The 19,282-nt window shown below is 62.0% G+C and carries 15 protein-coding genes; 7 read left to right on the top strand and 8 right to left on the bottom strand.

The features are described 5' to 3' along the window. The coding region (gene ccoN / locus ACIOMR_RS21205; protein WP_401196207.1) for a cytochrome-c oxidase, cbb3-type subunit I at positions 1–1,123 on the bottom strand (1,123 nt) is incomplete at its 3' end. A 79-nt stretch (positions 1,124–1,202) separates the two neighbouring features. Between ccoN and ACIOMR_RS21200 the strand changes: the two genes are divergently transcribed. Continuing rightward, positions 1,203–1,934, top strand: coding sequence for an alpha/beta family hydrolase (locus ACIOMR_RS21200; RefSeq protein ID WP_401196204.1), 732 nt, complete (start codon positions 1,203–1,205; stop codon positions 1,932–1,934). Between the two features lie 43 nt (positions 1,935–1,977). Here the strand turns inward: ACIOMR_RS21200 and ACIOMR_RS21195 are convergent, their stop codons facing one another. The 3 genes from ACIOMR_RS21195 to acnA all read right to left on the bottom strand — a co-directional run bounded on the left by ACIOMR_RS21195 (position 1,978) and on the right by acnA (position 7,273). Beyond that, positions 1,978–3,543 carry a PAS domain-containing methyl-accepting chemotaxis protein gene (locus ACIOMR_RS21195; RefSeq protein ID WP_003219005.1) on the bottom strand — a complete coding sequence of 522 codons (1,566 nt, stop codon included), beginning with the start codon at positions 3,541–3,543 and terminating at the stop codon, positions 1,978–1,980. Positions 3,544–3,628: 85 nt separating this feature from the next. Next, positions 3,629–4,420: a CPBP family intramembrane glutamic endopeptidase gene (locus tag ACIOMR_RS21190; RefSeq protein WP_177122893.1), complete on the bottom strand. Its 792-nt coding sequence runs from the start codon at positions 4,418–4,420 to the stop codon at positions 3,629–3,631. Between the two features lie 111 nt (positions 4,421–4,531). After that, complete coding sequence (gene acnA, locus ACIOMR_RS21185) at positions 4,532–7,273, bottom strand: aconitate hydratase AcnA (RefSeq protein WP_401196201.1); 2,742 nt, start codon at positions 7,271–7,273, stop codon at positions 4,532–4,534. Positions 7,274–7,464: 191 nt separating this feature from the next. Here acnA and rlmM point away from each other — a divergent pair, with 191 nt between their 5' ends. Both rlmM and tusA read left to right on the top strand, forming a co-directional pair. Next, positions 7,465–8,538: a 23S rRNA (cytidine(2498)-2'-O)-methyltransferase RlmM gene (gene rlmM, locus ACIOMR_RS21180; RefSeq protein ID WP_003219000.1), complete on the top strand. Its 1,074-nt coding sequence runs from the start codon at positions 7,465–7,467 to the stop codon at positions 8,536–8,538. Between the two features lie 108 nt (positions 8,539–8,646). After that, the gene (gene tusA / locus ACIOMR_RS21175) at positions 8,647–8,898 is read left to right on the top strand and encodes a sulfurtransferase TusA (protein WP_003218998.1); all 252 of its coding nucleotides are present in this window, start codon (positions 8,647–8,649) and stop codon (positions 8,896–8,898) included. Here the strand turns inward: tusA and ACIOMR_RS21170 are convergent. Next, complete coding sequence (locus ACIOMR_RS21170; protein WP_102368386.1) at positions 8,895–10,283, bottom strand: MATE family efflux transporter; 1,389 nt, start codon at positions 10,281–10,283, stop codon at positions 8,895–8,897. The genes tusA and ACIOMR_RS21170 overlap by 4 nt on opposite strands. Before the next feature lie 308 nt (positions 10,284–10,591). Here ACIOMR_RS21170 and pdxB point away from each other — a divergent pair, with 308 nt between their 5' ends. Further along, on the top strand, positions 10,592–11,734 hold the full coding sequence (gene pdxB, locus ACIOMR_RS21165) for a 4-phosphoerythronate dehydrogenase PdxB (RefSeq protein ID WP_087694847.1): 1,143 nt from the start codon (positions 10,592–10,594) through the stop codon (positions 11,732–11,734). 51 nt (positions 11,735–11,785) lie between these two features. On the opposite strand, the gene ACIOMR_RS21160 is transcribed toward pdxB, so the two are convergent. Beyond that, a complete protein-coding gene (locus ACIOMR_RS21160; protein WP_003218992.1) occupies positions 11,786–11,959 on the bottom strand; it encodes a PA1571 family protein in 174 nt (57 codons plus the stop codon). A gap of 216 nt (positions 11,960–12,175) precedes the next feature. Between ACIOMR_RS21160 and ACIOMR_RS21155 the strand changes: the two genes are divergently transcribed. Further along, entirely contained in the window at positions 12,176–13,984 is a 1,809-nt protein-coding gene (locus tag ACIOMR_RS21155; RefSeq protein ID WP_401196195.1) for an ABC transporter transmembrane domain-containing protein, read from the top strand. Between the two features lie 62 nt (positions 13,985–14,046). Here ACIOMR_RS21155 and ACIOMR_RS21150 read toward each other — a convergent pair whose 3' ends face one another. Then, on the bottom strand, positions 14,047–15,975 hold the full coding sequence (locus ACIOMR_RS21150; protein WP_076017232.1) for a transglycosylase SLT domain-containing protein: 1,929 nt from the start codon (positions 15,973–15,975) through the stop codon (positions 14,047–14,049). Between the two features lie 212 nt (positions 15,976–16,187). Here ACIOMR_RS21150 and ACIOMR_RS21145 point away from each other — a divergent pair, with 212 nt between their 5' ends. Further along, complete coding sequence (locus ACIOMR_RS21145) at positions 16,188–18,107, top strand: ATP-binding cassette domain-containing protein (RefSeq protein ID WP_401196192.1); 1,920 nt, start codon at positions 16,188–16,190, stop codon at positions 18,105–18,107. A gap of 116 nt (positions 18,108–18,223) precedes the next feature. Here the strand turns inward: ACIOMR_RS21145 and ACIOMR_RS21140 are convergent, their stop codons facing one another. Then, positions 18,224–18,661: a universal stress protein gene (locus ACIOMR_RS21140; RefSeq protein ID WP_003218985.1), complete on the bottom strand. Its 438-nt coding sequence runs from the start codon at positions 18,659–18,661 to the stop codon at positions 18,224–18,226. Between the two features lie 104 nt (positions 18,662–18,765). Between ACIOMR_RS21140 and ACIOMR_RS21135 the strand changes: the two genes are divergently transcribed. Further along, complete coding sequence (locus ACIOMR_RS21135; protein WP_003218981.1) at positions 18,766–19,203, top strand: hypothetical protein; 438 nt, start codon at positions 18,766–18,768, stop codon at positions 19,201–19,203. Positions 19,204–19,282 lie beyond the last annotated feature (79 nt).

Raw genomic sequence — 19,282 nt, 5'->3', positions numbered from 1 at the left:
TCTGCTCGCGACCGAAGATTTTCGGGATCATGTGATACAGCGCGCCGATGGAGATCATCGCTACCCAACCCAGCGCCCCGGCGTGTACGTGGCCGATGGTCCAGTCGGTGTAGTGGGAGAGGGCGTTGACCGTCTTGATCGCCATCATCGGCCCTTCAAAGGTCGACATGCCGTAGAAGGCCAGGGAAACCACCAGGAATCGCAGGATCGGGTCGCTGCGCAACTTATGCCAGGCGCCCGACAGGGTCATCATTCCGTTGATCATCCCGCCCCAGCTCGGTGCCAGCAGTACCAGCGACATCACCATGCCCAGGGACTGTGCCCAGTCCGGCAGCGCGGTGTAGTGCAAGTGGTGCGGGCCGGCCCAGATGTACAGGGTGATCAGTGCCCAGAAGTGCACGATGGACAGGCGATAGGAATACACCGGGCGTTCGGCCTGTTTCGGCACGAAGTAGTACATCATCCCCAGGAAGCCGGCGGTGAGGAAAAAGCCTACCGCGTTATGCCCATACCACCACTGCACCATGGCATCCGTCGCACCGCCGTACAGCGAGTAGGACTTGGTCAGGCTGACCGGGATTTCCAGGTTGTTGACGATATGCAGGATGGCCACGGTGATGATGAACGCACCGAAGAACCAGTTACCGACGTAGATGTGCTTGGTGTTGCGCTTCATCACCGTGCCGAAGAACACGATGGCATAGGCCACCCAGACGATGGTGATCAGGATGTCGATCGGCCATTCCAGCTCGGCGTATTCCTTGGAGCTGGTGTAGCCCAGCGGCAAGGTGATCGCGGCCAGCACAATCACCAGCTGCCAGCCCCAGAAGCAGAACTGCGCGATCTTTGGCGCGAACAATTGGGTCTGGCAGGTGCGTTGCACCGAGTAGAAGGAGCTGGCAAACAGCGCGCAACCGCCAAAGGCAAAGATCACCGCGTTGGTGTGCAGCGGGCGCAAGCGGCCGAAACTGGTCCAGGGCAAATTGAAGTTGAGTTCGGGCCATACCAACTGGGCAGCGAGAAAAACCCCGAGTCCCATGCCGACGATGCCCCACACCACCGTCATAATGGCGAATTGGCGGACCACCTTGTAGTTATAGGCGGTACTTAAAGTAGTGTTCATGGTTCCCCATCCACGGTTCAACCCAAGCAAATGCGGCACTTGGGCTGGAGTTATAGGCAGACTAAAAAGCGAGGCAAGCATGGGCAAAGAGCACAAGGCCAGTATTGACGGGGATCAATGGGCGCAGTGTGTGCGGGAACGCGGCTGGTTGTGGAATGCCGCCACAGGGTCTATCGCGCGTACGCCCGCGACGCTGATCCTGGCCCACGGCGCGGGCGCGCCGATGGACTCGGGCTTCATGAGCGACATGGCTGCACGCCTTGCCGGGCATGGCGTGAACGTGTTGCGCTTCGAGTTTCCCTACATGGCCCAGCGCCGTGTGGACGGGGGCAAACGCCCACCCAATCCAGCCCCGAAACTGCTGGAATGCTGGCGTGAGGTGTATGCCGAGGTGCGACGTCATGTCGCTGGGAAACTGGCGGTGGGCGGCAAGTCCATGGGCGGGCGGATGGCCAGTTTACTGGCGGATGAACTGGGCGCGGATGCGCTGGTGTGCCTGGGTTATCCGTTTTATGCGGTGGGCAAGCCGGAGAAACCCCGGACCGAGCATCTGGCCGGACTGAAGACGCCGACGTTGATTGTGCAGGGCGAGCGGGATGCGCTGGGCAATCGGGCGGCGGTGGAGGGGTATGTGTTGTCGCCGAGCATCGAGGTGATGTGGCTGGTGGCGGGGGATCATGATTTGAAGCCGTTGAAGGCTTCGGGGTTCAGTCATGAGCAGCATTTGGAGGCTGCGGCGGTGAAGGTGGCCGGGTTTCTCGGCGCCTGCCTGATAGGGCCCTTTCGCGAGCAAGCCCGCTCCCACATTTGAAATGCATTCCAAATGTGGGAGCGGGCTTGCTCGCGAAAGCGGTTTACCGGTTAAACCGCTCTACCAGCGAGTACTGGGTATTGGCGGTATGCGTCAGCTCTTCACTCAACTGCGCCGAATTCAACGCCTGTTCCGACGTCTGGTCCGCCAGCAGCGCAATGGTGCTGATGTTACGGCTGATCTCTTCCGCCACCGAGCTCTGCTCTTCGGTCGCCGCCGCAATCTGCGCCGTCATATCAGTGATGTGCGCCACCGCCTCGCTGATCCCGATCAGCGCCTGATCCGCTTCCATCACCCGTGCCACACCTTCTTCCGCCTGGCGATGCCCGGCGTCCATGGTTTGTACGGCCGCGCTGGCGGTCTGTTGCAGCTTGGCGATCAGCGCATGAATCTGCCCGGTGGACTCGCTGGTGCGCTGGGCCAGTTGCCGCACTTCGTCGGCCACCACTGCGAAGCCCCGGCCCATCTCCCCGGCACGGGCCGCTTCGATGGCCGCGTTCAGTGCCAGCAGGTTGGTCTGGTCGGCGATGCCTTTGATCACATCCACCACGCCACCGATTTCGTCACTGTCCTTGGCCAGTTGGGTCACGGTCACGCCGGTCTCGCCCACGGCCACCGACAGGCGCTGAATCGCTTCGCGGGTTTCGCCGGCGATATCACGGCCACGCCCGGTCAGGCGATTGGCTTCCTGGGTGGCATCGGCGGTGCGTTGCACATGGCTGGCGACTTCCTGAGTCGTCGCGGCCATCTGGTTGACCGCGGTGGCCACCTGTTCGGTTTCCACGCGCTGGCGTTCAAGACCGCTGGAGCTGTTATGCGCCAGGGTATTGGACTGCGCCGCCTGGGAGTTGAGGTGTTCAGCCGTGTCCTGCAAACGGGTAAGACACGTCTTCAGGCGCGCCTCCTGGCTGAGGATCGACATTTCCAGGCGCGCCTGGGCGCCGCGGCTGTCGGTGTACATCTGCGCGATCAGCGGGTCTGAGGTGGTCTGTTCGGCCAGGCGCAGCAAGCGCTTGAGCCCGCGTTGTTGCCAGCTCAGGCCCAACAGGCCCAGCGGTACCGACAGCGCCGCTGCCAGGGCAAAGCCCCAGTGGGAATTGAGCCACACGCCAATCAGGAAGCTCAACTGGCTGACCAGGATAAACGGCAGCCAGTCCTGCAACACCGGCAGCCACTTGTCGCGGCGCGGGATGGCCGGCTTGCCCTGGTTGATGCGCTGGTAAAGCGCTTCGGCACGGCGGATCTGCTCGGCGGTGGGCTTGACCCGCACCGACTCGTAGCCGATCACCTGGTTGCCGTCGAAGACCGGTGTCACATAGGCGTTGACCCAATAGTGATCACCGCTCTTGCAGCGGTTCTTGACGATGCCCATCCATGGCAAGCCTTGTTTGAGCGTGGACCACATGTGTGCGAACACTGCCGCCGGCACATCCGGATGACGAACCAGGTTGTGCGGGGCACGCAGCAGTTCGTCATGGGAAAACCCACTGATCTCGACGAAGGCGTCGTTGCAGTAGGTGATCACGCCTTTGGCATCCGTGGTGGAGATCAACCGTTGCTGAGCGGGGAAGGTACGTTCGCGCTGGGTAACGGGTTGGTTATTACGCATGATTGTTCAATCCGCAAGGCTTTGACAGGTTGTCGACCGTCGCGGGGTTTTATTTAACTTATTTTTTGCAACAATCGGCGCAGCCTCAGCCCGCCAGCATCGGATAGGTAAACAACCCGAAATGCAGCAGGTTCAGCCCGAAGTGCGTAACGATCGCCGCGCCCAATCCGCCAAAGCGATACGCCAGGCCGTAGCCCAGGCCTGCGATGGTCGCCAGCAGGGTCCACTGCCAGCCTGCGCCCAGGTGTACCAGGCCGAACAACAGGGCGGCCAACAGCAATGCGAGGTTTTCACCATAGGGCAATTGCTTGAACCGTCGGCTCAGGCCGCCCTGGATATAACCGCGGAACAGCGCTTCCTCCACCAGGGTCACCAGCAGCAGGTTATTCAACACCCACAGCCAGGCCTGCTCCGGCCACTTCGGGGCCCAACTGATGACGCCCAGCAACGCAGCGCCGCCCAGGGCGGCAATCGCCGTCAGTGTCAACGCCAGGGCGGTGGCGTAGATCGACAGGCGCAGGGTCCGGCGCGCAACAATCCACGGGCAGGCCAGCAGCAGCCAGAAGCCAATCAGCGGCTTGTCCTGGTTCAGGTACATCGAGAAAGGCACGGCGTCGTCCGTAAAGCGCTGCGGCGCGATCCCGCGACCGTTGTAGAACCCCGGCAGCCAATGCATCGCCAGCCCCAGCGCCAGTACGATAAACAGCCCGTGGCCCAGATAGCGTACCCACGGGTTTCGCTGTTGCCGCACGGCAAACCCGGCCAACAGCAGCATGGCGACGGAAAGCGCCGCCATTAACCCCAATTGCCCGTAGCTCAAGGCAAGTACATAGCCGATGGAAAGAAGCGCCAGGTACAGCCATGGCAATGCAAGCATGGGGAATCCTTGTGACAGTCAAAATCTGAGGGCGGCAGTATACCGAGCGTCACCGACGGTAAAAATGAAAACACCGCCAGGGAAGGCGGTGTTTTGGGTAGCGCGTGTCAGTTACGAGGCAATCAACTGCCGCAACACGTAGTGCAGGATCCCGCCGGCCTTGAAGTACTCGACCTCATTGAGGGTGTCGATGCGGCACAGCACTTCGACCTTCTCGCTGCTGCCATCCTCACGGGTGATCACCAGCGTCAGGTTCATGCGTGGCTCGATCTCGGTGTTGGTCAGCCCGAGGATGTCGATCTTCTCCTTGCCGGTCAGCTTGAGTGCCTTGCGGTTCTGGTCCAGCTTGAACTGCAGGGGCAGCACGCCCATGCCCACCAGGTTGGAACGGTGAATCCGCTCGAAACTCTCGGCGATCACCGCCTTGACCCCCAGCAGGTTGGTGCCCTTGGCCGCCCAGTCACGGCTTGAGCCGGTGCCGTATTCCTGGCCGGCGATCACCACCAGCGGGGTGCCCGAGGCCTGGTATTTCATGGCGGCGTCATAGATCGGCATTTTCTCGCCGGTAGGGATGTAGATCGTATTGCCGCCTTCCTCGCCGCCGAGCATTTCGTTGCGGATGCGGATGTTGGCGAAGGTGCCGCGCATCATCACTTCATGGTTGCCGCGACGCGAGCCGTAGGAGTTGAAGTCCCGCGGTTCGACGCCTTGCTCGCGCAGGTATTTGCCGGCCGGGCTGTCGGTCTTGATGTTGCCGGCAGGGGAGATGTGGTCGGTGGTCACCGAGTCCCCCAGCAATGCCAGCACGTTGGCGCCCTTGACGTCTTCGATCACCGGCAGCGGGCCGCCGATGTCGTCGAAGAACGGTGGGTGCTGGATGTAGGTGGAGTCCTTCTGCCACACGTAGGTTGCAGCCTGCGGCACTTCAATGGCCTGCCACTGTTCATCACCGGCAAACACCTCGGCGTATTCCTTGTGGAACATCCCGGTGCTGACTTGTGCAACGGCGTCGGCGATTTCCTTGCTGCTGGGCCAGATGTCCCGCAGGTACACCGGTTTTCCGTCAGAGCCGGTGCCCAGTGGTTCGCTGCTGATGTCCATGCGCACGGTGCCGGCCAGGGCATAGGCCACCACGAGGGGCGGGGAGGCCAACCAGTTGGTTTTCACCAGGGGGTGCACCCGGCCTTCGAAGTTACGGTTGCCCGAGAGCACCGAGGCCACGGCCAGGTCGGCTTTCTGGATGGCTTTTTCGATCGGCTCGGGCAGCGGCCCGGAGTTGCCGATACAGGTGGTGCAGCCATAACCCACCAGGTCGAAGCCCAGCTTGTCGAGGTATTGGGTCAAGCCTGCCGCTTTGTAGTAATCAGTCACGACTTTGGAGCCCGGCGCCAGGGAGGTTTTCACCCAGGGCTTGCTCTTCAGTCCTTTCTCCACGGCCTTTTTCGCCACCAGGCCCGCCGCCATCATCACGCTCGGGTTGGAGGTGTTGGTGCAGGAGGTAATGGCCGCGATCACCACCGCGCCGTTTTTCAAGCGATAGGTCTGGCCTTCGAAGTCGTAGTCGGCTTCACCGATCAGGTCGGCGTTGCCCACCGCAACACCGCCGCCGCCTTCGCTCTCCAGGCGGCCTTCTTCCTTGTTGGTGGGTTTGAATTGCAGGTCGAGGAAGTCGCTGAAGGCTTGGCCGACGTTCGGCAGGGAAACGCGGTCTTGCGGACGTTTTGGCCCCGCGAGGCTGGCTTCGACGCTGCCCATGTCCAGCGCCAGGCTGTCAGTGAAGATGGGCTCCTGACCGGCGTTGCGCCATAGGCCCTGGGCCTTGGTGTACGCCTCTACCAGCTTGACGGTTTCCGCAGGACGGCCTGACAGGCGCAGGTAGTCCAGAGTCACGTCGTCCACCGGGAAGAAGCCGCAAGTGGCGCCGTATTCCGGGGCCATGTTGGCGATGGTGGCGCGGTCTGCCAGGGGCAGGTCAGCCAGGCCATCACCATAGAATTCGACGAATTTCCCGACCACGCCTTTTTTGCGCAACATCTGGGTGACGGTCAGCACCAGGTCGGTGGCGGTGATGCCTTCTTTCAGCTTGCCGGTGAGCTTGAAGCCGATCACTTCCGGGATCAGCATCGACACCGGCTGCCCGAGCATCGCGGCTTCCGCTTCGATCCCGCCCACTCCCCAGCCCAATACGCCGAGGCCGTTGATCATGGTGGTGTGGGAGTCGGTGCCTACCAATGTGTCGGGGAAGGCGTAGGTGCGGCCGTCTTCATCCTTGGTCCACACGGTGCGGCCGAGGTATTCCAGGTTGACCTGGTGGCAGATGCCGGTGCCCGGTGGCACTACGCTGAAGTTGTCGAAGGCGCTCTGGCCCCAGCGCAGGAAGGCGTAGCGTTCGCCGTTGCGCTGCATTTCGATGTCGACGTTTTCCTGGAAGGCGCCGGTGGTGGCGAACTTGTCGACCATCACCGAGTGGTCGATCACCAGGTCCACCGGTGACAGCGGGTTGATGCGTTGCGGGTCACCGCCGGCCTTGGCCACGGCGGCGCGCATGGCGGCCAGGTCGACCACGGCGGGCACGCCGGTAAAGTCTTGCATCAGCACACGGGCGGGGCGGTATTGGATCTCGCGGTCGGAGCGGCGCTCCTTGAGCCAGGCGGCAATGGCCTTGAGGTCGGCGCCGGTGACGGTCTTTTCGTCTTCCCAGCGCAGCAGGTTTTCCAGCAGCACCTTGAGGGACATCGGCAGCTTGTCCAGATCACCCAGGCTCTTGGCGGCTTCGGGCAGGCTGAAGTAGTGATAGGTCTTGTCGTCGATCTGTAAGATTTTAAGGGTTCTCAGACTATCAAGGGATGACATTACATGACTCCTTATGGTCCGCACGGCTACGGACCTGACGGGACGAACAGAGCTTACAAATTAGCCCTGTTTTAAGTAGCTGGCTAATTACTGGACTCTATCAATAAGTCCAAGGTTCCGAACTCGGCTATCATGCGCGCGTTTTCATGACAGGCATTGCGCTATAGCAAGCCCGTGATCCAGGAGAGTTGATGAACACCCTTTTTATGCACTGCCGCCCGGGTTTTGAAGGCGAAGTCTGTTCCGAGATCGCGGAACACGCCGCACGCCTGAACGTTTCGGGCTATGCCAAGGCCAAGACCGGCAGCGCCTGCGCCGAATTTGTCTGCACCGAAGAAGACGGCGCCCAGCGCCTGATGCGCGGCCAACGCTTTGCCGAGCTGATCTTCCCGAGGCAGTGGGCGCGCGGGGTGTTCATCGACTTGCCGGAAACCGACCGTATCAGCGTGATCCTCGCGCACCTGCGGGATTTCCCGGTGTGCGGCAGCCTGTGGCTGGAAATGGTCGACACCAATGACGGCAAGGAGCTGTCGAACTTCTGCAAGAAATTCGAAGTTCACTTGCGCAAGGCGCTGATGGCCGCCGGCAAACTGGTGGAAGACGCCAGCAAGCCGCGCCTGCTGTTGACCTTCAAGAGCGGCCGCGAAGTGTTCATGGGCCTGGCCGAGTCAAACAACTCGGCCATGTGGCCGATGGGCATCCCGCGCCTCAAATTCCCGCGGGACGCGCCAAGCCGCTCGACCTTGAAGCTGGAAGAGGCCTGGCACCACTTTATCCCCCGTGATCAGTGGGACGAGCGCCTGCACAGCGACATGACCGGCGTCGACCTCGGCGCAGCGCCTGGGGGCTGGACCTGGCAACTGGTCAACCGTGGCATGCTGGTGACCGCCATCGACAACGGCCCGATGGCCGAAAGCCTGATGGACACCGGGCTGGTGCAGCACTTGATGGCCGACGGCTTCATCTACACCCCCAAGCAGCCGGTGGACTGGATGGTGTGCGACATCGTCGAAAAACCGGCGCGCAATGCGGCCCTGTTGGAAACCTGGATCGGCGAGGGACATTGCCGCGAAGCAGTGGTCAACCTGAAGTTGCCGATGAAGCAGCGTTATGCCGAAGTGAAGCGCCTGCTTGAACGCATCGCGGAAGGCTTCAAGGAACGTGGCATCCGGGTGGAGATCGGCTGCAAGCAGCTGTACCACGACCGTGAAGAAGTGACCTGCCATTTGCGCCGGTTGGATGTGAAGAAGCCAAAGGCCCGGTAAACGCTGCTCAATATAGGAGCGAGCTTGCTCGCGAAAAAACCGAGGGCGCCGCTGGCTACCTGGCGCCCCGCGTTACCGTTAAAATGCCGGCCTGTTTAGGAGTAAACCATGAGCCTGACCCCTGATTTACCCGTCGATGCCGTCCTCGACGCCACCGGCCTCAACTGCCCGGAACCGGTGATGATGCTGCACCAGCACATCCGCGACCTAGCGCCCGGTGGCTTGCTCAAGGTGATCGCGACCGATCCGTCGACCCGTCGCGACATCCCCAAGTTCTGCGTGTTTCTCGACCATGAACTGGTGGACCAGCAGGAGCAGGCCGGTACCTACCTATACTGGATCCGCAAGAAATCGGCTTAAGCCCGGCGAATCCGCTTGCGTGCGCTGCGCACCAGGCGGATCACCAACATCGCCGCGGCACAGCTCAGGCCCACGATCAGCCCCTGCCACAAGCCGCTCGGGCCACGGGCGTCGCCCAGCCACTCGGTCAGCCCCAGCGCGTAGCCCACCGGCAAGCCCACGCCCCAATACGCAAACAGCGTCAGCACCATGGTCACCCGAGTATCCTGGTAACCACGTAGTGCGCCGGCGGCCGTGACCTGGATCGCGTCCGAGAACTGAAACAGCGCCGCAAACACAATCAGCATCGCCGCCACCTGGATCACCAGCGGGTCCTGGGTGTAGATGGTGGCGATCTGTTCGCGAAACAGCAGCATCAGGCTGCAGGACAGGCAGGCATACACCAACGCGGTGCCCATTCCGACACCTGCGGCAAAGCGCGCCTCACGGGGTTCGCCACGGCCCAGGGCCTGGCCCACGCGCACGGTGACCGCCATGCTCAGGGAGTAGGGGATCATGAACACCAGCGAGCTGAAGTTCAGCGCGATCTGGTGTCCGGCCACCACCGTGGCACCGAGGCTGCCGATCAGCAGCGCGATCACCGCAAAAATGCTCGACTCGGCAAACACCGCGATCCCGATGGGCAAGCCAATGCTCAACACACGCTTGATCACCGACCATTGCGGCCAGTCAAAGCGCTTGAACAGCTCGCTGCTCTGATACACCGGTGCCCAGCGGGTCCAGGCGGCCAGGCCAAGCATCATCACCCACATCACGATCGCCGTGGCCCAGCCGCAACCGATGCCGCCCATGGCCGGCACGCCGAAGTGGCCGTAGATGAACACATAGTTCAGCGGAATATTCAGCGCCAGCCCGCACAGGCCCATGACCATGCTCGGCCGCGTTCGGCCCAGCCCGTCGCTGAAGCAGCGCAGCACGTAATACAACGCAATGGCCGGCATGCCCGAGGCGATGCCGTGCAGGTAGCCCATGCACGGCTTGATCAGCTCGGGATCGACCTTCATCACATGCAGGATCGGTTCGGCACTGATCAGCAACAGCAGCGCGGTAATCCCCACCACCAGCGCCAGCCACATCGACTGGCGCACCAGCGGGCCGATTTCACCGTGGGTGCCGGCGCCGAAGCGTTGGGCGACTTTCGGCGTGGTGGCCAGCAGGGTGCCGGTCATCAGCAGGTACACCGGGATCCAGATGGAGTTGCCCAGGGCGACTGCCGCCAGGTCCCGGGAACTCACACGCCCGGCCATCACGGCATCGACAAAGCCCATGGCGGTGGTCGCCAGTTGCCCGATCATGATCGGCAGGGCCAGGGCCAGCAGATTGCGCACTTCAAGGCTGACGCGGGCGGGGCGGGAGAGGGCGGTGGTGGTTGTGGCAGTGTTCACGTACGGATGTCCGATAGGGGAGCGCAGGACGGCGCATTCTACGCCTTGACGTGTTGGTCAGGAAAAAACCTGTGTTGTGGATTTGTAAACACATCCCCGCGCAAATGCAGCGTTTTGTGGCGAGGGCGCTTGCTGTGGTGAGGGAGCTTGCTCCCGCTGGGCTGCGCAGCAGCCCCATAACGGGCAACCGATGTGTACCTGAAAAAACACGGTGCTGCATTTGGGAGCGCTGCGCACTCCAGCGGGAGCAAGCTCCCTCGCCACAAGGAAAACCGCTGTACACTGCTGATCCGCGAAAGGAGCCTGCCATGCTGATTGTTGCCGACGAAAATATCCCGCTGCTCGATGCATTCTTCGAAGGATTTGGCGAGATTCGCCGGGTTCCGGGCCGGTCCATTGACCGCGCGACGATCGAGCAGGCCGATGTGCTGCTGGTGCGTTCGGTGACCAACGTCAACCGGGCCTTGCTCGAAGGCACGCCGGTGCGGTTTGTCGGCACCTGCACCATCGGCACTGATCACCTCGACCTCGATTACTTCCAGCGCGCCGGCATCCAGTGGTCCAGCGCCCCCGGCTGCAATGCCCGTGGCGTGGTCGACTATGTGCTGGGCAGCCTGCTGACCCTGGCCGAGATCGAAGGCGCCGACCTGGCCCAGCGCACCTACGGTGTGGTGGGGGCCGGTGAGGTCGGCGGGCGTCTGGTCAAGGTGCTCAAGGCGTTGGGCTGGAACGTGCTGGTGTGCGACCCGCCCCGGCAGATCGCCGAGGACGGTGATTACGTCAGCCTGGAGCAGATCGTCGAGCAGTGCGATGTGATCAGCCTGCACACGCCGCTGAACAAATCCGGCAACGGCTCCACCTGGCACTTGTTCGACCGCGAGCGCCTCAACCAGCTCAAGCCCGGTGCCTGGCTGATCAACGCCAGCCGCGGCCCGGTGGTGGACAACGCCGCCCTCAAGGAGGTGCTGCTGGCGCGCGAAGACCTGCAGGCCGTGCTGGATGTGTGGGAAGGCGAGCCGCAGGTGGACGTCGACCTGGCCGACCTGTGTGTGCTGGCCACCCCGCATATCGCCGGCTACAGCCTGGACGGCAAGCAGCGCGGCACGGCGCAGATCTATCAGGCGTTTTGCCGGCATCTTGGTCAGGACCCGACGATTCAATTGAGCGACTTGCTGCCGGAGCCGTGGCTGGCCGAAGTCAGCCTCAATGCCAATACCGATCCGGCCTGGGCCCTGGCGACCCTGTGCCGCAGCGTGTACGACCCGCGCCGTGATGACGCGGATTTCCGCCGCAGCCTGGTAGGCACAGTGGATGAGCAGCGCAAGGCCTTCGACCTATTGCGCAAGCACTACCCCGAGCGGCGTGAGATTGACGGCTTGAAAGTGCGGATCAACGGCGAGTCTGCCGCCTTGTCGAGCATCGTGGCAGCATTGGGCGCACAGGCAATCTGAAGGCATAAAAAACCCGGCCATCAAGGCCGGGTTTAAGAGAGCGTGGGCGAATCAGCCTCGCTTGGCAGGCTTGACCAATTTCTGTTCCAGTTCGGCGCACGCGCTCTGGATCATTTCTTCGGTGATTTGCACTTCGCGGCCCTGAGCGTCGATGTACGAGCAAGGCAATTGCTGCGGTTGGCGGATCACTTGAATTTTGGCGTTGCTGCTGTTTTGCAAGGACATGGCCCGTCTCCTCATCAGGTTGTGTACCTACTTTAAAACCCCCGCGTGACCGCGTTGTTACAACTCCTTGCGCGGCCCGCAGATCGAATGCCCAGTCCAGCAGAAACCGATACAAATTTCCAGCCGGTCCTTAGACCGATAGCCTCTAGGGCCTAGCTTCGGTGAGCATAATTAACCTGACTCATTGTGATTCGCTCAAGTTCCCCCCATGTAGCTATGCAGGTTCCCGTCTCCAACCTTCAGGTGAAACCCTCCATGCTCTCAGCCCGTCAACGCCGCGCGATTCGCCTGGCCAGTCGCTTCGTCGCTCCCTACCGCTGGCAGGCCCTGGGCGCCTTGTGGGCGCTGATCGTCACCGCCGGCATTACCTTGTCCATGGGCCAGGGTATTCGCCTGCTGGTGGACCAGGGGTTCATGACCCAGTCGCCGCACCTGCTCAACCAGTCCATCGGTCTGTTCATGATCCTGGTGCTGGGCCTGGCGGTGGGCACCTTTGCGCGGTTTTACCTGGTGTCGTGGATCGGCGAGCGGGTGGTGGCGGACATCCGGCGGCAAGTGTTCAACCACTTGATCTACCTGCATCCGGGCTTCTACGAAAACAACCGCAGCTCGGAAATCCAGTCCCGGCTGACCACCGACACCACCTTGCTGCAATCGGTGATCGGCTCCTCGCTGTCGCTGTTCCTGCGCAACGCCTTGATGGTGATCGGCGGGATCGTGCTGCTGTTTGTCACCAACCCCAAGCTCACCAGCATCGTCGTGATAGCGCTGCCACTGGTGCTGGCGCCGATCCTGATCTTCGGCCGCCGGGTGCGCAGCCTGTCGCGCCAGAGCCAGGACCGCATCGCCGATGTCGGCAGCTATGTGTCCGAAACCCTCGGCCAGATCAAGACCGTGCAGGCCTACAACCACCAGGTCCAGGACGAACAGCGCTTCGCGCTGACGGTGGAAGAGGCCTTCACCACCGCCCGCAAACGCATCGTGCAGCGCGCCTGGCTGATTACCCTGGTGATCATGCTGGTGCTGGGCGCCGTGGGCGTGATGCTCTGGGTCGGCGGCATGGACGTGATCGGCGGGCGCATTTCCGGTGGTGAGCTGGCGGCGTTCGTGTTCTACAGCCTGATCGTCGGCAGTGCCGTCGGTACCTTGAGTGAAGTGTTGGGCGAGTTGCAGCGCGCCGCCGGTGCGGCGGAGCGGATTGGCGAATTGCTGCAGTCGAGCAATGAGATCAAGGCGCCCGAAGCCAACGTGATCAAGTTGCCGGAGCGGGTCAGTGGCCGCCTGGAAATCCAGGATTTGCGCTTCTCCTATCCGTCGCGTCCGGATCGTTTTGCCATCGACGGCTTGAGCCTGAGCATCAATGCTGGCGAAACCCTGGCCCTGGTCGGTCCGTCCGGTGCGGGTAAATCGACGATGTTCGATCTGTTGCTGCGTTTCTACGATCCCCAGCAAGGCCGCATCCTGCTTGAAGGCCACCCGCTGACCGAGCTGGATCCGCTGGACCTGCGCCGCTGTTTCGCCCTGGTGTCCCAGAGCCCGGCGCTGTTTTTCGGCAGCGTTGAGGAGAACATCCGCTACGGCAATCCGACGGCCACCTTTGCCCAGGTCGAGGAGGCGGCGCGCATCGCCCACGCCCACGACTTCATTTTGCAAATGCCCGACGGCTACCAGACCCACCTGGGCGACGGCGGCATGGGCCTTTCGGGCGGCCAGCGCCAACGCCTGGCCATCGCCCGGGCCTTGTTGGTGGATGCACCGATCCTGCTGCTGGACGAAGCCACCAGCGCGCTGGACGCCCAGAGCGAACACCTGATCCAGCAGGCGCTGCCGCAGTTGATGGAAGGGCGCACCACCCTGGTCATCGCCCACCGGCTGGCCACCGTGAAGAATGCCGACCGGATTGCCGTGATGGACCAGGGCAAGCTGGTGGCGGTGGGGACGCATCAGCAACTGATCGCCAGCAATCCGCTGTATGCACGGCTGGCGGCGTTGCAGTTCAGTGATGGTGAGTCGACCACCCACTGATTCACCGCCCACAAAAAATGCCCGCATCTCTCAATGCGGGCATTTTTTATGGGACGCGTTACTCACTGATCATCAAAATACCGCTCATGCCAATCCACCAGCGGCTGCGGTGCATTGAGCTTCTGCCCGTAGATCACCGAATAAGACAGCACGTTCTGCACATACTGGCGGGTTTCGTCGAACGGGATGCTTTCCACCCACACATCGAAACTCAGGTGATCGGCGCCGCGCAGCCATTGGCGTACACGGCCCGGGCCGGCGTTGTAGGCAGCGGTGGCGAGCACGCGGTTGCCGTTGAACTGGGCGTGGACCTGGCTCAGGTAGGCGGCGCCGAGCTGGATGTTCTTGTCCGGGTCGAGCACCTGCTGCTGCGAAGCCAGCGGGATGCTGAACTTTCGCGCAGTCTCCTTGGCGGTACCGGGCATCAGTTGCATCAGGCCGGTGGCGCCGACGCCGGAGCGCGCGTCGTCCATGAAGGCGCTTTCCTGGCGGGTGATCGCAAATACCCAGCTGGAATGCACGCCGCGGACCTTGGCTTCGCGCACCAGGGTGTCGCGGTGGGCCATCGGGAAGCGGATGTCCAGGTCGTCCCAGTACTGCGCCTGGCTGATGGTGCGGATCGCCGGGAAGTACCACTTCATGTCATAGGCCAGCTTGGCCTGGGCGACCATTTCGTCGCGGTTGAAATGCCGGCTGACGTGGTACCACTCGCGGCGGCCATCAACGATCTGGCCACGGGCGTAGAACTCCAGGGCGCGGCGCACGCCCGGTGTGTTGCGTACCTTGTTCATCAGCGCCTGGCTCATCACCAGTGGCTTGTTGTTCAGTTGGTACGGGGACTGGGAGCGATCCGCCGCCAGGAAACCGTAAAAGTCTCGTTCCTTGGCCAGGCCCTTGTACATCACCAGGGCTTGCGGGTTCTTCGGCTCTGCCAGTTCCAGGCTGCGGGCCTGCCAGTAGCGCCAGCGGTTGGTGGTGGCCAAATCCTGGGGCAGCTTGCGGGTCAACTGGTAGGCGTCTTCCCAGCGGGCCAGGCGCAACAGCAGGCGCAGGCGCCATTCGGAAACGGTGTTGTCCCGCAATTCCGGATCGTATTTGGTCATCACGTCGAGGGCACGCGGGTCGTAGCGACGCGCCAGGGTCAGGCCGATTTCCCGGGCGATCGACACTTTTTCGTCACGAGAGAAGTGCATGCTGCTGGCATAACCGTCGAGCAGGGCCATGGCCTTGTCCGGGTCCTGGCGTGCCAGGCGGCGCAGGCCCAGGCCTACGGCGTCGGACATGGCCTCGTTGGCCGGCAGGAAGCGCGATGGGTCGCTCAGCATGTCGGGCTTCTGCGCCACGTCCACCATCAGGCGGCCCTGGGCGCCGAGGGTCGGCAGGGTCTTCACCAGGCTGTTGGCCAGCGGATAGTTGCGGGCTTCGGCGGCCAGCTTGGCGCGGTCCCAGATTTTCTGTTCGGTCAGTTGGCCGTCGGCGGCCCACTGGCCAAAGGTGGCATCACAGGCAGCAGGCTGGGATTTACCGGTCAGCCACAGCTTCTCGGTGGTTTTATAGCCTTCGGCTTTTTGGTTGTGGGTCAGCTGGAATTGGCCATGGAGGCAGTCCAGTTCGACGAAATTGAGTTTGGCGTCGTAGTACTTTTCAAAGGTTTGCCAGTCGCCACGGTCGGCCAGCCAGCGCAACCAGCGCAGTTTCATCCAGTTGGCCTGGGGCAGGTCGCCGTTCTTGGCGAGGAATTGTTCGATCTCCTCGTTGCTGGCGGTTTTCAGCCGCGCGGTCAGCTCGTCGTAGGCGAGGTACGGCGTCAACGGGTAGTCGGCCAGGGCCTGGCTGTATTGGAAATACGGGCCGCTGTCGCCTTTGGCGAGGGCTCGTTTGGCTTCATCGTAATATTGACGTTGGGTGGTGAGGTCCACGGCCTGGGCGGATTGAACGGCGGTGGCAGAAAGAAGCAGACAAGATAAAAAGCTGAAAAGGCGACTGCGCATGAGACGTCCGTGCAGAGGAATCTGGACTAGTGCCGACGTCGCCGACACTGATTGCCCCTAGCTTAGCCTTTTGCCCGCAACCGGTGAAAGCTTTGCCGGTCGCTTCGTTCAAGTTCATCTGAAATGTCCAACAGAACGTGTCAGCGGCGAAAATGCCGGCCGCCTCGAGCCCTAAGTCAGGTAGAATGCGCGCCCAGTTTTTGGAGAAGCGTATGACCCTGCTCAAATTCAGCGATGTGTCCCTTGCTTTCGGCGCTATGCCGTTGTTGGACAAGGTGTCCTGGCAGATCGCCCGTGGTGAGCGGGTGTGCATCATCGGCCGCAACGGCACCGTCAAGTCCAGCATGATGAAGCTGGTAAAAGGCGACCAGAAGCCCGATGACGGCTCTGTCTGGCGCGCCCCGGGCCTCAAGATTGGCGAATTGCCGCAAGAATTGCCGGTGGCCGACGGACGGACAGTGTTCGACGTGGTTGCCGAAGGCCTCGACGGCGTGGGCGCACTGCTCGCCGAATACCATCACCTGGCACAGAACTGCGTCACCGAAGCCGACCTGGACAAGCTGATGCACGTCCAGCAAGACCTCGAAGCCCGCGACGGCTGGCGCTTGCAGCAATTGGTCGACAGCACCCTGAGTCGCCTGCAACTGCCCGCCGACAAGACCCTCGCCGAATTGTCCGGCGGCTGGCGTCGCCGCGTCCTGCTGGCCCAGGCCCTGGTTTCCGAGCCGGATCTGTTGCTGCTCGACGAACCGACCAACCACCTGGACATCGGCGCAATCGCCTGGCTTGAAGAAGCCCTCAAGGATTTCCAGGGCGCCGTGCTGTTCATCACGCACGACCGTTCCTTCCTGCAGAACCTGGCAACCCGCATCCTCGAACTGGACCGTGGCGGCCTGATCGACTGGAATGGCGACTACGCCAGCTTCCTTGTGCATAAAGAAGCTGCACTGTCCGCCGAAGAAACCGCCAATGCGCTGTTTGACAAAAAATTGGCCCAGGAAGAAGTCTGGATCCGCCAGGGCATCAAGGCCCGCCGCACCCGTAACGAAGGCCGCGTACGTGCCCTGAAAGCCCTGCGTGTCGAGCGCAGCGAGCGCCGTGAACGCACCGGCAAGGCCAATATCCAGCTGGACACCGCCGACAAGTCGGGCAAGCAAGTGATGGTCCTGGAAAACGTCAGCTTCCATCACCCGGACGGCCCGTTCCTGATCAAGGACTTCTCCATGGTCCTGCAGCGCGGCGACCGTATCGGCCTGCTCGGCGCCAACGGTACCGGCAAGACCACCTTGCTCAAGCTGATGCTCAACGGCCTGCAACCCACCAGCGGTACCGTGGAAGAGGGCACGCGCATCGACGTGGCCTACTTCGACCAGCTGCGCCACCAGTTGGACCTGGAAAAAACCGTGATCGACAACGTCGCCGAAGGTCGCGACTTTATCGACATCGACGGCCAGAGCCGCCACGTGCTGAGCTACCTGGGCGACTTCCTATTCAGCCCGCAGCGTGCACGTACGCCGGTCAAGGCCTTGTCCGGTGGTGAGCGTGCGCGCCTGCTGCTGGCCAAGTTGTTCAGCAAGCCAGCCAACCTGCTGGTACTCGACGAACCGACCAACGACCTCGACGTGGAAACCCTGGAACTGCTGGAAGAGGTCCTGCTGACCTTCAACGGCACCGTGCTGATGGTCAGTCACGACCGGGCATTCCTCGATAACGTGGTCACCAGTACCCTGGTCTTCGAAGGTGAAGGCAAGGTGCGTGAATACGTCGGTGGTTACCAGGACTGGCTGCGCCAGGGCGGCTCGCCGCGCCTGCTGGGCGTGACCGAGAGCAAGTCCGGCAAGGCTGACTTGACCTCGGCCGTGGTTGCTCCAGTGGCTGCTGCTCCGGCACCAGCCCAGGAAGCACCTGCTGCGAAGAAGAAGCTCAGCTACAAGCTGCAACGTGAGCTGGAAGCACTGCCGGGTGATATCGACGCCAAGGAACAGCAGATTGCTGCCGTTGAAGCTGAAATGGCTGACGCGGGTTTCTACCTGCGTCCAGCTGCAGAAACCGCCAAGGTGATTGCATCCCTCGAGCAGCTTAACAGCGAGCTTGAAGCCCTGGTTGAACGCTGGGCCGAGCTGGATGCCTGAGTGATTCAAGCGCAATAAAAAACCCGGCGCTCATTTGTATGAGCGCCGGGTTTTTTGTATGAAACGCGGTTCAGATATGGGAGCGGGCCCGCTCCCACATTGGATTGCCGTTGGTCTTACGAGCTCTTGACCAGTTTCACGGCCAGCACATCGCAAGGTGCGCCGTGCAGCACGTCATTGGCGGTGGAGCCCAGCAGCAAGGCCAGGCCGTGACGGCCGTGGCTGCCGACCACGATCAGGTCGCAACCTTGCTCCTTGGCCAGGTGGTGGATTTCCTGGCGCGGCTGGCCGTAGGTCAGGTGGCTCTGGTCTTTTTTCAGGGCAGGGTACTTGTTGATCAGCCGGTCAAGGCGTTCCTTGGCCTGGTCGAACTGCTGCTGTTGCAGTTGGGAAAGGTCCATCGGCACATCGCCGCCAAAGGCCATGGCCATCGGTTCGACGATATGCACCAGGGACAGCTTCACCGAGTCGCCTGCAAGGCCTACGGCCCGCTTGATCACGGGGTCGCATTCTTCGGTCAGGTCCACGGCGACCAGAATATGTTCGTAGGGCATGAGGAGTCCTCCAAGGGAAAGCGATAAGTTCAGTATGGCTGGTTTCAAGCGGATGGGGTTGCGTCAGGTCAAATCCGCTCATCAAGAAATTCGGGAGTACACATATGACGGTCTGGATAGTGGTGTCAATCCTTGCGCTGGTTTTAAGCCCCCTGGCGTGGCTGCGTCCTTCGCGCCATTCGAGCGGGCGCATGGCTTTGCGCATGGAGGCGCGGCGCATTGGCCTGGCCATGCAACTGACGCCCCAGGAATGGCCACACTGGCTCAAGCACGAGCCGCCAAGCCCGTGTGCCCAGTATCACCGGCCACGGCGTGGCACCACGCGGGTGACCTGGAGTTACTGGCAGTTGGAGCCGGGGGTTTGGGTCAATCAGTGGCAGGAAACCTGCGTCGATGAAAAGTTGTTGCCACATTTTGCGACGCTGCCGGCGAACGTCTACAAAGTCGAAGCCGACAAGCAAATGATCACCCTGTACTGGGGCGAGAAGGGCGAGTTGAGCGTGTTGCAGGACATTGACGCAGTGCTCAAGGCGCTGGCCTGAGATTCCTGCGGGCATTAAAAAGCCCGAAAGCATCATCGGGCTGGAGTTGGCCAGGCAGGCCGGTAATTCGTTTTACGTG

This window comes from Pseudomonas sp. NPDC087814 (assembly GCF_044742865.1).
Lineage (GTDB): Bacteria > Pseudomonadota > Gammaproteobacteria > Pseudomonadales > Pseudomonadaceae > Aquipseudomonas.
This window is presented reverse-complemented; position numbering and strand designations above follow the sequence as displayed.

Bases quoted from the DNA above. Each gene is read 5' to 3' on its own strand.
- ACIOMR_RS21200 (WP_401196204.1), top strand. From the start codon at position 1,203: ATGGGCAAAGAGCACAAGGCCAGTATTGACGGGGATCAATGGGCGCAG.
- ACIOMR_RS21195 (WP_003219005.1), bottom strand. From the start codon at position 3,543: ATGCGTAATAACCAACCCGTTACCCAGCGCGAACGTACCTTCCCCGCT.
- ACIOMR_RS21190 (WP_177122893.1), bottom strand. From the start codon at position 4,420: ATGCTTGCATTGCCATGGCTGTACCTGGCGCTTCTTTCCATCGGCTAT.
- acnA (WP_401196201.1), bottom strand. From the start codon at position 7,273: ATGTCATCCCTTGATAGTCTGAGAACCCTTAAAATCTTACAGATCGAC.
- rlmM (WP_003219000.1), top strand. From the start codon at position 7,465: ATGAACACCCTTTTTATGCACTGCCGCCCGGGTTTTGAAGGCGAAGTC.
- tusA (WP_003218998.1), top strand. From the start codon at position 8,647: ATGAGCCTGACCCCTGATTTACCCGTCGATGCCGTCCTCGACGCCACC.
- pdxB (WP_087694847.1), top strand. From the start codon at position 10,592: ATGCTGATTGTTGCCGACGAAAATATCCCGCTGCTCGATGCATTCTTC.
- ACIOMR_RS21160 (WP_003218992.1), bottom strand. From the start codon at position 11,959: ATGTCCTTGCAAAACAGCAGCAACGCCAAAATTCAAGTGATCCGCCAA.
- ACIOMR_RS21155 (WP_401196195.1), top strand. From the start codon at position 12,176: ATGCAGGTTCCCGTCTCCAACCTTCAGGTGAAACCCTCCATGCTCTCA.
- ACIOMR_RS21150 (WP_076017232.1), bottom strand. From the start codon at position 15,975: ATGCGCAGTCGCCTTTTCAGCTTTTTATCTTGTCTGCTTCTTTCTGCC.
- ACIOMR_RS21145 (WP_401196192.1), top strand. From the start codon at position 16,188: ATGACCCTGCTCAAATTCAGCGATGTGTCCCTTGCTTTCGGCGCTATG.
- ACIOMR_RS21140 (WP_003218985.1), bottom strand. From the start codon at position 18,661: ATGCCCTACGAACATATTCTGGTCGCCGTGGACCTGACCGAAGAATGC.
- ACIOMR_RS21135 (WP_003218981.1), top strand. From the start codon at position 18,766: ATGACGGTCTGGATAGTGGTGTCAATCCTTGCGCTGGTTTTAAGCCCC.